General features: G+C 51.3%; 12 protein-coding genes. 5 read left to right on the top strand and 7 right to left on the bottom strand.

Annotated elements, in window-relative coordinates:
* Nucleotides 1–583: 583 nt before the first annotated feature.
* The gene (locus ACX1C1_RS12555; RefSeq protein ID WP_458952756.1) at nt 584–1,957 is read right to left on the bottom strand and encodes an IS110 family RNA-guided transposase; all 1,374 of its coding nucleotides are present in this window, start codon (nt 1,955–1,957) and stop codon (nt 584–586) included.
* A 228-nt stretch (nt 1,958–2,185) separates the two neighbouring features.
* On the opposite strand from ACX1C1_RS12555, the gene ACX1C1_RS12550 reads away from it, so the two are divergent.
* Complete coding sequence (locus tag ACX1C1_RS12550; protein ID WP_458957408.1) at nt 2,186–3,838, top strand: transposase; 1,653 nt, start codon at nt 2,186–2,188, stop codon at nt 3,836–3,838.
* Nucleotides 3,839–4,580: 742 nt separating this feature from the next.
* On the opposite strand, the gene ACX1C1_RS12545 is transcribed toward ACX1C1_RS12550, so the two are convergent.
* Nucleotides 4,581–5,210: a nitroreductase family protein gene (locus ACX1C1_RS12545; RefSeq protein WP_458957407.1), complete on the bottom strand. Its 630-nt coding sequence runs from the start codon at nt 5,208–5,210 to the stop codon at nt 4,581–4,583.
* Nucleotides 5,211–5,278: 68 nt separating this feature from the next.
* The gene (msrB, locus tag ACX1C1_RS12540) at nt 5,279–6,247 is read right to left on the bottom strand and encodes a peptide-methionine (R)-S-oxide reductase MsrB (RefSeq protein WP_458957406.1); all 969 of its coding nucleotides are present in this window, start codon (nt 6,245–6,247) and stop codon (nt 5,279–5,281) included.
* A gap of 277 nt (nt 6,248–6,524) precedes the next feature.
* On the opposite strand from msrB, the gene ACX1C1_RS12535 reads away from it, so the two are divergent.
* On the top strand, nt 6,525–6,956 hold the full coding sequence (locus ACX1C1_RS12535; RefSeq protein ID WP_458957405.1) for a hypothetical protein: 432 nt from the start codon (nt 6,525–6,527) through the stop codon (nt 6,954–6,956).
* A complete protein-coding gene (locus ACX1C1_RS12530) occupies nt 6,953–8,032 on the top strand; it encodes a phosphodiester glycosidase family protein (RefSeq protein ID WP_458957404.1) in 1,080 nt (359 codons plus the stop codon). The genes ACX1C1_RS12535 and ACX1C1_RS12530 overlap by 4 nt, the downstream gene beginning before the upstream one ends.
* 122 nt (nt 8,033–8,154) lie before the next feature.
* Here ACX1C1_RS12530 and ACX1C1_RS12525 read toward each other — a convergent pair whose 3' ends face one another.
* Genes ACX1C1_RS12525 through ACX1C1_RS12515 form a run of 3 tightly spaced genes read right to left on the bottom strand, consistent with a single transcriptional unit; the run spans nt 8,155 to nt 10,785 of the window.
* A complete protein-coding gene (locus tag ACX1C1_RS12525; RefSeq protein ID WP_458957403.1) occupies nt 8,155–9,144 on the bottom strand; it encodes a 5-oxoprolinase subunit C family protein in 990 nt (329 codons plus the stop codon).
* Between the two features lie 5 nt (nt 9,145–9,149).
* On the bottom strand, nt 9,150–10,007 hold the full coding sequence (gene pxpB, locus ACX1C1_RS12520; RefSeq protein ID WP_458957402.1) for a 5-oxoprolinase subunit PxpB: 858 nt from the start codon (nt 10,005–10,007) through the stop codon (nt 9,150–9,152).
* A complete protein-coding gene (locus tag ACX1C1_RS12515) occupies nt 10,000–10,785 on the bottom strand; it encodes a LamB/YcsF family protein (protein ID WP_458957401.1) in 786 nt (261 codons plus the stop codon). The genes pxpB and ACX1C1_RS12515 overlap by 8 nt, the downstream gene beginning before the upstream one ends.
* A 174-nt stretch (nt 10,786–10,959) precedes the next feature.
* On the opposite strand from ACX1C1_RS12515, the gene ACX1C1_RS12510 reads away from it, so the two are divergent.
* Together ACX1C1_RS12510 and ACX1C1_RS12505 are read left to right on the top strand one after the other, a co-directional pair.
* Nucleotides 10,960–11,433: a DUF2975 domain-containing protein gene (locus ACX1C1_RS12510; protein ID WP_458957400.1), complete on the top strand. Its 474-nt coding sequence runs from the start codon at nt 10,960–10,962 to the stop codon at nt 11,431–11,433.
* Between the two features lie 10 nt (nt 11,434–11,443).
* A complete protein-coding gene (locus tag ACX1C1_RS12505) occupies nt 11,444–11,659 on the top strand; it encodes a helix-turn-helix domain-containing protein (protein ID WP_458957399.1) in 216 nt (71 codons plus the stop codon).
* A 105-nt stretch (nt 11,660–11,764) separates the two neighbouring features.
* Here ACX1C1_RS12505 and ACX1C1_RS12500 read toward each other — a convergent pair whose 3' ends face one another.
* Entirely contained in the window at nt 11,765–12,190 is a 426-nt protein-coding gene (locus ACX1C1_RS12500) for a DUF3221 domain-containing protein (protein ID WP_458957398.1), read from the bottom strand.
* Nucleotides 12,191–12,311: the final 121 nt, after the last annotated feature.

Raw genomic sequence — 12,311 nt, 5'->3', positions numbered from 1 at the left:
GCGCCTCCTTGCGCGCCACGCGGCTGCGCAGGCTATAATAGCCCGATTAATCGGGCTATTAATGCTCTTGCGGCTCTGCCGACTCCAACAGCCCGATTTAATCGGGCTATTTGCTCTCTCGCGGCTCCGCCGACCCTAATAGGCCGATTTAATCGGGCTATTTGCTCTCTCGTGGCTCCGCCGACTCCAATAGGCCGATTTAATCGGGCTATTTGCTCTCTCGCGGCTCCGCCGCCTCCAATAGTCCGATTTAAGAGACTGTCGATTAATTCTAAAGCGTACTATGTCAACTACTTTTTACGGACTTTAGAGCACCCCAAACACACCTAACCTGTAGAATTTTAAAAATAGGGTTACCAACTGACGAAAAGCGGTGGACGAAAGCGGTATGTCTCGAATCTGAAGAAATAGCCTCGTTTCAATCCTGTATGCAATCTGGCTGAGTGCAGATAGCTGTTCTAACGTACAATTCGCATTGACAGGACGAGGTGGATAACGCTTTAGTACGAGGTCTGGGCCTCCAGAATTTGATCCGATCTTCCCTCGGTCCCAGACATACCGACTTCATCATTTTTCTTTGTATCTAGGCAGCGCTTGATGTGATCATGCAATTAAAGGCGAGCTTTTTGTTGATTTCCTGCACGAGCCGATAAGCTGGCTTGGAGGAATGGAACGGCTGCTTATCGCGTAACATGGCAAAAGCGATCTTAAGCATCTTGTTGCCCATTGCTACAAAGGTTGCGCGTTCGTGCTTGCCTCGGCTTCTGAGACGTTCGTAAAACGGCTTCAGGTCCTCATTATGCAAGCAGAGGCTCCGCCCAGCTAGATAAGTGACATAGCGTAAGTGAGTATTGCCCTGCTTGGAGATTTTGCGATAAGAGCCCGCGCCGCCGCCTGACTGCTTGACGATCGGATTGGTACCGGCCTTCTTGATGAGTTGCCCGGCATGCTGATAATCCAAGACATTACCGATCTCCGCGTAGAGCTCTGCCGCCAAGGATACGCCGAGTCCAGGAACCGTAAGGAGTAAGCTACCGTCGGTCTGAAGCAACAGGTTTTCAATCTCATTGTCCAGCGTATTGATTTTGGCATCGAAGGCGCGGAGGTCCTGTAGCTTCATACGTAGCACCATGAGCTCGGGACGGAGCGTCTGCACGTCTGAGGCAAGTGATTCCTTTGCCACATGAAGCAGCTTGCCGATTGCGTTCGTACGCAACTTCAAGTTGTGCTGAACGGAAAGCTTCCGTAGCCCCATCTCACCAAGTTGCAAAACGAGAGCGGGGTGCGGGTAGTACTCCATGAAGTAGAGAGATGCTTTCCCCCACAAGTCGCTAAACACTTTTATTTTCTTAGCTCTTCCATTCTGGTGTTCGGCGTAACCTTGATACTCTCGCCAGACGATATCCAGGATGTTTCGGATCTCCATACGAAGGCTAGAACGCTTGCGAATTTCTGAGCGCTTTGCACGAGTTAGGACGCGCAACTGTCTTTGCAGGCCTTCCGTTAAACGATACTCCGTCGCTTTATTGTTACGAATGGCGTGAGCAATGGCGACGAGGTCGAGGTCATCGGTTTTGCACCAACTAAGAGCGCTGGCACGCTCTTCAGAGGTCGTGTAGGCGTTGAGAATTTGAACGTGGTACCCATGCATGGTCATCTGTCTGACAATGTCCTCGTAGTAGTGGCCGGTTGCTTCAATGCCAAGAAACAAGCGTACGGCTTCCGTGTCTCGAATGGCTCTTTCAATCGTGTCGTATAGGAGTTTCATTCCGGATTGACTGACGGAAAAAAAGAAGGGTTTCTCAATCACGTCGCCGAAATAATTGCATATGAGTGCTTTTTGGTGGAGCTTTGCCGCATCGATCGCTACGATGAGTACTTGCTCCAGGTTAACACCTCGCAGTTGTTGACTGAACTTTGTTCCCTTTAAGCCTTGAATATGTTGGGATTTCCCCATGTGACTTCAACCTCCTGTGGTGGGTGGTTAGATTGAAGCTCTTCGTCAGGTGCTTCTTTCTTCGATAGTCGCTGGGGATTTTCCTTTATAAAAGGAGTATATTACACGCCAGAATCTATAAATAAAAATGGTCAAATTCTATATAAAATAACCTTTTTACTCGATAAATCACCGAATATCTCCCGATTTCGTGGTATAATAGACTTATACTGAGGGGAGAGATTTGTCATGGCAGTCGCGTTTAAACAGTTTGAGCAGCTTTCATTTGCGGATATCGAGGTTTATTCTGTGTTGCCTGAGCATCCCATTTGGAGCAAAGTAGCGGATCTCGTGGACTTTAGCTTCGCAGACCGCATTTGTGCTCATCTGTATTCCTCGCGCGGCCCTAGACCCTATGCCCCGTCCATCAAATTTAAACTTCACGTTGTCCAGCGCTATTACAACCTTTCGGATCGCGAGATGGAGGAGCGCGTCATTGGCGATCTCTTCATTAAGCGATTTTTAGGCGTTCCGGTCAGCTTTATGGGGTTCGACCACAGTACGATCGGGCTTGATCGCGACCGTCTCGGCTCTGCTTTATTCGATGCCTGTCACCATCACATTCTCGCGCAAGCGAAGCAAAAAGGGCTTTGGGGCGATAACAAGGACATTTGGATTGTGGATTCCTTTATCACGCAGGGCAATGCCGTTTACCGCTCCTCTTATCGCCTCATCAAGCATGCCTTCGTCCGCGTGCTGAACCACCTGAAGCGTGCATATCGGCACTTGTTTGACCGTGCCCAAACGGAGCTTGACTTGCGTCCGTTGACCACAAAGCTTCCTCCCGATGCGACCGCGGAGGATCTCGGTGTTGCGTTTAGTCAATTGATTCTTATGGCTTACGAACTGTTACACTGGTTCGAAAAGGATGCGATCCGCAACCTCTTCTGGTCGTGGTCCCATCCGGAGCGCCGAGTAGATTCTTTAGAGCTTCAAGCGATTCTGTACCAGACTTTAATGGAGAATGTGTACCCGGAAGATCCGAATGATCCCAAGACCCCATTCAAGAAGATCGAGCGTAAAAAGCGGCTGAAAGACCGGATCGGCAGCGCAGTCGACCCAGAGAAGCGAAATGGTTTCAAAAGCAAAACCTTACAGTTCTTTGGCGACAAGGTGCAGGTGGTCATGTCCGAAACCAATGGCATCGTGCTCCATGCGGAACCGATTGCGGGCAATGAGCCCGATGGCGACCGTCTGCAGGAGCTCTTGAACGTTGTGATGGAAGAGCATAACGTCAAACCGGAGTACGTCTTGGGCGATTCAGCGTATGGATACGGGGTACACCGTCAGACGTTGGCTAAAGACGGCATTCAACTTGTGTCGCCGTTAAAATCCATTGGCGTCAATACGAAGGGGCTCATGTCCAGCGACTTATTCCTTTACGACCCCGATGCGGCGTCGGTCACTTGCCCGCAAGGCCAAGTAAATGCTTATATTAACGATATGCGAGAAGACGCAGGCAAACAGTATATATTCAGCAAAGCCCAATGCAAGAGCTGTCCGATCAGATCGGAGTGTACCACGAGCAAAAGGACCGGGAGAACCATTTTCATCAGTGACTATTATGCAGAATTCAAGCAAGCAGGAGCAATTAACGCAACCGATGCGGGAAAGGCACTGCTACAAAAACGCGCGAACATTGAACGGAAATGCAATGAAATGAAAAATCACAATGGGCTAGGCAGAACACGATTACGTTCTCGGGAGAAGCGCCGTATAGACACGAAGCTTGTAGCCGTGGTGACAAATCTGAAGCAAATCGTGAAACACGCGCAGGGTTCGCTTACACTTAGTTTTCAACGTAAGCGAGGCCCTGGCTCACTGTGGCCGATTTACGGTTAAGGGCAGCAAAAGGAACAGAAAAACGGGCTGACTTGACCGAAGTTGGACGTTGAAAGGCATGAAATGCAAAAATTTAACAGAATGATAGTTGAGGGCAAGTCTGGTGACTGTTTAATCGACAGTCTCTTTTCTCGGGCTATTGGGCGCGGCTGCGCCGCCTCCAATAGTCCGATTTAATCGGGCTATTTGCTCTCTTGCGGCTCCGCCGACTCCAACAGCCCGATTTAATCGGGCTATTTGCTCTCTCGCGGCTCCGCCGGCCCCAATAGGCCGATTTAATCGGGCTATTTGCTCTCTTGCGGCTCCGCCGGCCCCAATAGGCCGATTTAATCGGGCTATTTGCTCTCTCGCGGCTCCGCCGATCCCAATAGGCCGATTTAATCGGGCTATTTGCTCTCGCGGCTCCGCCGGCCCCAATAGGCCGATTTAATCGGGCTATTTGCTCTCTCGCGGCTCCGCCGACTCCAATAGGCCGATTTAATCGGGCTATTTGCTCTCTTGCGGCTCCGCCGACTCCAATAGGCCGATTTAATCGGGCTATTTGCTCTCTTGCGGCTGCGCCGGCCCCAATAGGCCGATTTAATCGGGCTATTTGCTCTCTAACGGCTCCGCCGATCCCAATAGGCCGATTTAATCGGGCTATTACCACCACAAACATGAAAAAAGCAAAAAGCTCCATGCCTCCTAACGCGGAGGCACGGAGCGGAGCTTTGGAGCTAAATGTTACTCATACTTGCTTCAATTAGCCTTCCAGCCAAGTTGTTTTCTCGGAGATAGGCGCACGTTTCTGCATTGGCGCTGCCATGTCGGGGTAGCCGAGGAAAATCAGTGCAACAATCTCCTCTTTGCCCTCAGTCAACCCAAGCGCGCTGCGCATCAGCGGGTTAAACATCGGTTCGCCAGAGCGCCAGATAGCGCCAAGACCATGTGCTTGCGCGGCAAGCAGCAGGTTCTGGACAGCCGCTTGCGATGCAGCCAGCTCCTCTGCGCGAACCGATCTTGGATCTTCCGCCTGCGAACATACCGCCGCAATAACAACCGGCGAGCGGTAAGCCTTAGCTACTTCCTTCTCACGCTTCTCCGCCACTTCCTCAGCGCTTAAGTCAGCAGGCCAGTTCGCCTGTGCGATATTGGCGTACCCTTCGCCAAGCGCCTTCCGTCCATCACCCGTCATAACGATAAAACGCCACGGCTGCGTGTTGAAGTGATTCGGCGCCCAGCTTGCCGCTTCGAGGAGCTCCTCCAGAATAGCGCGATCCACGGGATCACTTTTCACTCTGCCAATAGAACGGCGCGACCTGATTGCTTCAAGAACATCCATCGTTGCCCGTTCGACGGGCGCTTTTGTTACCGGCACTTCGTTGCTCATCATTCAATTCTCCCCTTAACCCATAATTATTTCTTCAATCAAATCGAAAAGTTCCATGCTTAGTAAACCATTTACGCGAACAAGCCTGCATACTCGCTATAACCTTCTTCTGCGAGCTTATCCTTCGGAACAAAACGAAGCGAAGCCGAGTTGATGCAATACCGCAACCCAGTCGGCTGCGGACCATCATCGAACACATGGCCCAGATGCGAGTCTCCCTCTTTGCTTCGCACCTCGACGCGAACCATGAAGTGGCTCGAGTCCGTATGCTCCGTCACCGAAGCCTTCTGAAGCGGCTTCGTAAAGCTTGGCCAGCCGCAGCCCGCATCGTACTTATCCTTGGAGCTGAACAACGGCTCGCCAGATACGATATCGACGTAGATGCCGTCTTCGGTATGATCCCAATATTCGCCCGTGAACGGACGTTCCGTTCCATTCTGCTGCGTTACATTGTATTGAATAGGAGTCAGCTTCCGCTTCAATTCCTCCTGGTCCTTCTTCGCAGACCAATGATTCGAGATAAAGGCGTCTCTACCCGATCCTTTGCGATACATCTTGTAACGGAAAGGATTTTTGTTATGGTAATCCTGATGGTAATCCTCCGCGGCGTAGAACACATCCGCCTTTGTAATTTCCGTCACGATCGGCTTGTCGAAACGTCCGCTGCGCGCCAGCTCTTCCTTCGATTGCTCCGCCTCTTGGCGCTGCTCATCTGTATAATAGAAGATACCTGTACGATATGATTCGCCGCGGTCGTGGAATTGCCCTCCCGCATCTGTTGGATCGATTTGCTGCCAGAAGATGTCGAGCAGCTTGCGATAAGGGAAAACTGCCGGATCGTACGTGATCAGCACGGCCTCTGCGTGGCCCGTCGTTTCCGAGCAGACCTCTTCGTATGTCGGATTAACGGTGTGTCCGCCGATATAACCGGAGACGATGGATACAATACCGGGCAATTCCTCGAACGGCGTTACCATACACCAGAAGCATCCGCCCGCGAAAGCAGCCTTAGCATAACTGCTGGATTGAAGTTCTGCCACTTTTGCCACCTCACCTTTCAGTTTATCTTTCCTATTATAAACGATCCTTTGATGAACCGGAAATATGGATAGCTGCGACTGTCGCCAAATCAATAAATAACGTGCATTTTTTCAGGTACATATCCGGGATGGCTTTGTTACAATAAGATGACAGCCGCAACCTTTGGGCCGATTATGCGTCCATACAAGTAGGCAATGGGACAGGCAGGCAACCCGCGCATAAACGGTTCATTCATCCACGGCGGCACAGAACAGAGGCTCAAAGAGGTGAATGACTATGAATGACCTAAGTTTGGAAACGACAATGGCAAGCCGGCAGGAACATGTTGCTCGCAAGCGCAGAAGTGTGGTCTCCCTCGTTATTTTTATCGGGGTGTGGATGATCCTTATCGGCGGCGGGTTCTATATGGCTAAGTGGTATACCGATAAGATGCAGCAAGACATTACAGCTGATATCGAACAACAGACATCCGCTCAACTGAGCGAGATGCAATCGATATACGATACCAAGTTAACGGATCTGGAGACGGCCTACACCGCGGAGATGACCGAGCTGAAGGGCAAGATCGATGCGCTTAACGAGCTCCTTACCTTCACGAAGGACAACGCAGATACAAAAACGGACAATAGCAATAAGCTATATACGCAGCTAAACGAAGTGAAGAAGCAGCTGGACGAGCTTAAGAAAAGTCTGGACGTGCTGAAATGACGATTACAGCCAAAACGTTAAATCGTACCGCTCTGCTCGCTTTCTCTCCGTTTGTAGGTATTCTGATCTGGCTTCTGGTCAGTCAATTGACGATCCAGCTTGCCGAATTAGATTCCGCAACAAGCTCGAGCACAGATATGCTTCTGCAATCTGATGCACGGATTGCGGAGTTAAGCGGCGGTCTTGATGCTGCAAGAGAGACGGCGGTTGGAACCAGTGAATCCATCAAAGCGCAGCTCGACTTGTACAACCGAACCAATGCGGAGATGGCGGCGATCTCCAAGCTAGCAGCGAGTCAGGCCGTGCGGCCGCTGGCGATCTATGACGCCAAGATTACAGCGAAGCTTGGCAAGCCCTCTGCAACGATTAATTCGGACAAGCTCCGCGCGCAGCTCTTTTACTTAAACAACGGCGTATTCAAAAGTTATGCGGTGAAGATTAAGCTCAAATCAGACAACGCCATGAAGATGGTGCTTGGCGGCTCGGAGATCGGACAATCGCAGACAACGATGCAAGCCGTCAAGGAGCATCAAGCGGCTGTCGGCGTTAACGCCGGCGGCTTCGCAGACGGAGGAGGCAAGCGGTATCCGCTGAGCAATACGATTGTGGACGGCAAGTACGTCTCCGGCTTTGAGGCTTCTTATTCGGATTTATTTTTTGTCGGCATGAACGATAAGAACGAATTAATCGGCGGCAAATACACCAGCAAGGATCAACTGGATGCGAAGAATCCGAAATTCGGTGCTTCCTTTGTTCCCGTGCTCCTGCGCGGAGGAGCGGCTCAGCAAATTCCACTCAAGTGGCAAATCAGCCCGAAGCGCGCTCCCCGCACCGTCATCGCCAATTACAAAGACGATCAATTGCTGATTCTCGTAACGGATGGCTACAACGAATCCGGCAGCTCCGGCGCTACGCTCTCAGAGCTGCAGAATCTACTGAAAGGCTATGGCGCGATCGACGCCTACAATCTCGACGGAGGAGGCTCCTCCTCGCTTGTCTTTAACGGCAAGCTCATCAACAAACCGTCGGACGGATCGCTGCGCAAGCTGCCTACCCATTTTTTATTTTTCAAATAAGCCTGCAAAACAAAAAAACAAAACAAATCAAATCAAATCAAGGCTGCCCCAAGAACTCCTTACACGGAGCTCTGGTGCAGCCTTTTTTGCATAAGCGTTTCTAGGCGCTCCTCGTCCTCATGTTATCTGAATTTAAGCGCAACAGCCGTTCTTAGCAGATGATAATCTCGCTCTGACGCAAGCAACAATCGTTCGGCTTCGGCATTCGTAATAAGCTCGAATCGCACTTCCGCTCCCGGTCTAAGTTGCGCAAACATTGGGATGTCGACTGTAGCGACATGGGCAATGCGCGGATAACCACCGGTTGTCTGTCGGTCAGCGAGCAGCACGATCGGTTGCCCGCCAGGCGGCAGCTGTATAGTCCCGAGCGAAACAGCTTCTGACAATAGCTCTCCCTCGTCCCGACTTTCTACTTGCTGCCCTTCGAGCCGACAGCCCATCCGATCGGATTGATGACCGATCGTGAAAGTACCCCCGAACAACTCGCGTCTTCCCGACTCCGTCAATCGGTCATAATGGGCGCCAGGAAAAGCACGAACGATGGCGATATCCCGTTCGGCGATCGCAAAGTGCTCGGCATGCCAGCCGCCGCTCTCCGTCCCTTTGCGGATTGCCGCAGTCAATCGTTCGGCTGTAGAGCCGGCAATGATCGGCTTTAGGCCAAGCTGATCCCCCGCTTGCAGCATCCGTCCTTGATAACCGCCAATTCCCGCTCTCACGTAGGTGCTTCGACTCCCCATAACCACCGGGATGTCGAGTCCGCCAGCAATAGCAATGTAAGCACGGAAGCCCGATCTACAGCCTCTCAGCGCGATAACATCCCCTGCCTGCGCAAGCACGGGCCGCCACATCGGGATTGGTTCGCCATTCAGCTCTGGCATCAGATCTGCGCCACAAATGGCTATGACCGCATCCTTATCCATGCGCAGCTGCGCCCCCGTCCATGTCAATTCCAGCACTGCTTCCCCTTCATCATTTCCGACAAGTGTATTGGACGTCCTTGCAGCGGAGCCATCCATCGCGCCTCCTACCACAACTCCTTGGTTCTGATAGCCATGTCTCCCCATATCTTGTACCGTTGCCTGCAGCCCCGGCTTTAGAATCGTGATCATATCCCTCAGCCTCCCTTGGACCTGTTGTTCTCTTCTTCGTACTCGCCAGTCGGCCAGTCCTCGTATTGCTCCTTGGTGATCGGCACGAACCGGATGCGATCTCCGCTTCGCAGCAGGCTTGGCTGTGACTGTTCCGGCCGGAAGAGCGCCATCGGCGTCCGCCCGATAATTTGCCAGCCGCCAGGTGTTCCTATTGGGTAAATTCCTGTCTGTCCTCCCGCAATTCCAACACTGCCTGGCGGAATCAACATGCGTGGTACGGCTCTTCGCGGTGAGGATATGGCCTTCGGCATACCGCCCAAATAGGGAAATCCAGGTGTAAATCCGATCATATGGACGGTATACATCTCATTGCTATGTAAGGCAACCACTTCGTCTGGAGCCATCCCTGCGATCGCCGCGACCTCATCCAAATCCGGCCCGTCTTCTCCACCGTAGTGTACAGGGATATTAACAATCCGAGCATCTTCTCTAGCTGCCTGGCTGAAGTCAAGCTGATCCAGCACGGCTAGCACCCGGTTGCAGACTGTGCGAAATACCGTATCATCGAGCATTTCCGACTGCGTCCTCCCGTTCTTAACCAAATAGGGATGATAATACAATGCAACGGAAGCGTAGGCAGGTACACATTCGATAAAGCCGGACCATACCGAATGATTTTCTATCGCCCTTGTCACAGCCGTTACCTTGGCAAGCATCGACTCGTCCATCCGGTCTCCCAGCTTAATCAGCAATCCGCTATCTCCAAGAGGCCTAAGCTCATACTTTTCATGGTCTGTCTCATTGGCAACCTTATACCCATCTGCGATGACCATCCTGCTCCCCCCGATTCCTTTGTCCGAATGCCCCACCCTGCTAAACACGATAATCTGCTCTCCGCGGTGCAATACCAGATGCTCGCAACGCTCTGACCAACTCATCTGCATGTCCGAGCGCATCAGGGGAGTCGCCATGCAAGCAGATCGTGTCTGCCTTCAGCTTGATCCAGCTCCCTTGACGTGTTAACAACTCGCCGCTTTGCACGAGACGAACCATTCGAGCTCCAGCTTCGACTGGATTCTCGAGCACGGAACCGTTCACATGTCTCGGTGTCAGTGATCCATCCTCCTCGTATGAACGGTCAGCGAACACTTCATGCGCCGACCTCAGCCCCAGCTGCTGCGCCGCTCGTACCAGCGAGCTTCCCGAGAGTCCATATAACATCATATTCCCGTCTATCTTATATATGGCTTCTGCAATCGCTTCCGCTAATGCTCCATCCTTCGCTGCCATGTTATACAAAGCGCCATGGGGTTTGACATGCGATATTCTCGCACCTTCCGCTGTAGCAAAAGCTTGAATGGCACCAATCTGGTAAACCGTCATTTCGTAAGCTTCCTTTGGAGTAATCGCGATAGCTCGTCTGCCAAAGCCATTAAGATCAGGCAGACCGGGATGCGCCCCAATTGCGACATCATGCTCCAGCGCAAGCTTGATCGTAGCCGCTATCGTGCCCGGATCGCCCGCATGAAAGCCGCAAGCAATATTAGCGGAGGTCACAACCTTCATCAGCTCCTTATCGTTGCCTATTCGGTATGCGCCATAACCTTCTCCCATATCGGCGTTCAGATCAATATATTCCTTTACCACGGTATTATCCATCGCCCCAACATTCCTCTCTCTCTTTCGCTCCCACCATTATATCCCATGTCGAAATTCGTTGTAACACCCCATGTAAAACAACAATAATTTTTTAAATTAGAATTTATATTTATTGATTTACGATAAATTTTATGCTAATCTCGATATGAAATCAGATAAGTGAGGTGCTTGCCCATGAAAAGGGAAACCCTGTTTTTGAAAGCCGTGATTACTTTAATGGGACTTGTGGTTGCAGCCTTGTGTATTTTCTTTATGCCGGTGTTTACAAGAGAAGCGCTGGATAACTTCCCGGATGGTCCTGTCTATCCTCTCGTTTCCATTATGTACGCATCCGCAATTCCGTTTATTGTCGCTCTATATCAGGCGTTCCGACTGCTTGGGTATATCGACAGGAACACGGCTTTTTCGGAGGTATCGGTCGGAACACTCAAGAAAATCAAATATAGCGCGCTCTCCATCAGTATCCTGTATGTCGTCAGCCTTCCTTTTCTATACATCATTGCCGAATACGACGATGCACCAGGCCTTATCCTGATGGGAATGGCTTTTGTGTTCGCCGCTTTCGTGATCGCGGTTTTCGCCGCCGTGCTTCAGAAGCTGCTGCACAACGCCTTGATAATCAAATCAGAAAACGATCTTACGGTCTGAGGTGAACGCGATGGGGATTATCATTAATATCGATGTAATGTTGGCGAAGCGAAAGATGAGTGTAACGGAGCTGTCCGAGAAGGTAGGTATTACGATGGCCAATCTGTCGATTCTGAAGAATGGGAAGGCCAAAGCCATTCGTGTCTCGACGTTAGAGGCGATCTGCAAGGCGCTGGATTGCCAGCCCGGAGATATTCTGGAATACAAAGCCGGTCAAGAGGACTAATCTTGATCTCTATCCATCTGTATCTGACCTATATTCGTGTTCACATGAACAAGCGCCGTCCGAGTTTCCGACGGCGCTTGTTATGTTTGCTCTATAGCCATGGCATTACGACATCTCCATCACTTCTCTAACATCGCTAGCCTCTCCTTCGGCCGGGTAGGTATCGCTTAGCTCACCTTGGATCTCCACGCTGACCTCATCCCCTACCTCAATACCGTCAAGCAGCTTCTCATCCATCACGCTAACCCATACGGCCTCCGGTCTTACAACGTCCAGCAGCTCTTCGATCGCTTCCTTCGTTGGAGCCAGCTCCAGATCTTTGACATCCGAGCTCTGCACCACTAGCAGCTTGGGCGTATCGATCGCCACTACGCGACCTTGTTTGTAATCCCATGCCTCCGACTGTTCATCAGGGCTCGGGCTTACTTGCTCCTCTTGCTGCCCGTTCGTTCCGTTGTCTATAGCAGCCTCATCTGAGCATCCCGTCAAGAATAACGCCCCCGCTAGCACCGTCACGCCTAGTTTGATCATATTCATCACCCTCCAAGTAAGTAGTAAGCAGCTCTTAGATTCTCTTACCTAGGCTTACCCCGTCATGAACAATGATAAACATCACGCCCCATGCGCCGAACAAAAAAAAGAAGCAGCGCCG

This window comes from Paenibacillus sp. strain BS8-2 (genome assembly GCF_054483835.1).
This window is presented reverse-complemented; position numbering and strand designations above follow the sequence as displayed.

Bases quoted from the DNA above. Each gene is read 5' to 3' on its own strand.
- ACX1C1_RS12555 (WP_458952756.1), bottom strand. From the start codon at position 1,957: ATGGGGAAATCCCAACATATTCAAGGCTTAAAGGGAACAAAGTTCAGT.
- ACX1C1_RS12550 (WP_458957408.1), top strand. From the start codon at position 2,186: ATGGCAGTCGCGTTTAAACAGTTTGAGCAGCTTTCATTTGCGGATATC.
- ACX1C1_RS12545 (WP_458957407.1), bottom strand. From the start codon at position 5,210: ATGATGAGCAACGAAGTGCCGGTAACAAAAGCGCCCGTCGAACGGGCA.
- ACX1C1_RS12535 (WP_458957405.1), top strand. From the start codon at position 6,525: ATGAATGACCTAAGTTTGGAAACGACAATGGCAAGCCGGCAGGAACAT.
- ACX1C1_RS12530 (WP_458957404.1), top strand. From the start codon at position 6,953: ATGACGATTACAGCCAAAACGTTAAATCGTACCGCTCTGCTCGCTTTC.
- ACX1C1_RS12525 (WP_458957403.1), bottom strand. From the start codon at position 9,144: ATGATCACGATTCTAAAGCCGGGGCTGCAGGCAACGGTACAAGATATG.
- ACX1C1_RS12515 (WP_458957401.1), bottom strand. From the start codon at position 10,785: ATGGATAATACCGTGGTAAAGGAATATATTGATCTGAACGCCGATATG.
- ACX1C1_RS12510 (WP_458957400.1), top strand. From the start codon at position 10,960: ATGAAAAGGGAAACCCTGTTTTTGAAAGCCGTGATTACTTTAATGGGA.
- ACX1C1_RS12505 (WP_458957399.1), top strand. From the start codon at position 11,444: ATGGGGATTATCATTAATATCGATGTAATGTTGGCGAAGCGAAAGATG.
- ACX1C1_RS12500 (WP_458957398.1), bottom strand. From the start codon at position 12,190: ATGATCAAACTAGGCGTGACGGTGCTAGCGGGGGCGTTATTCTTGACG.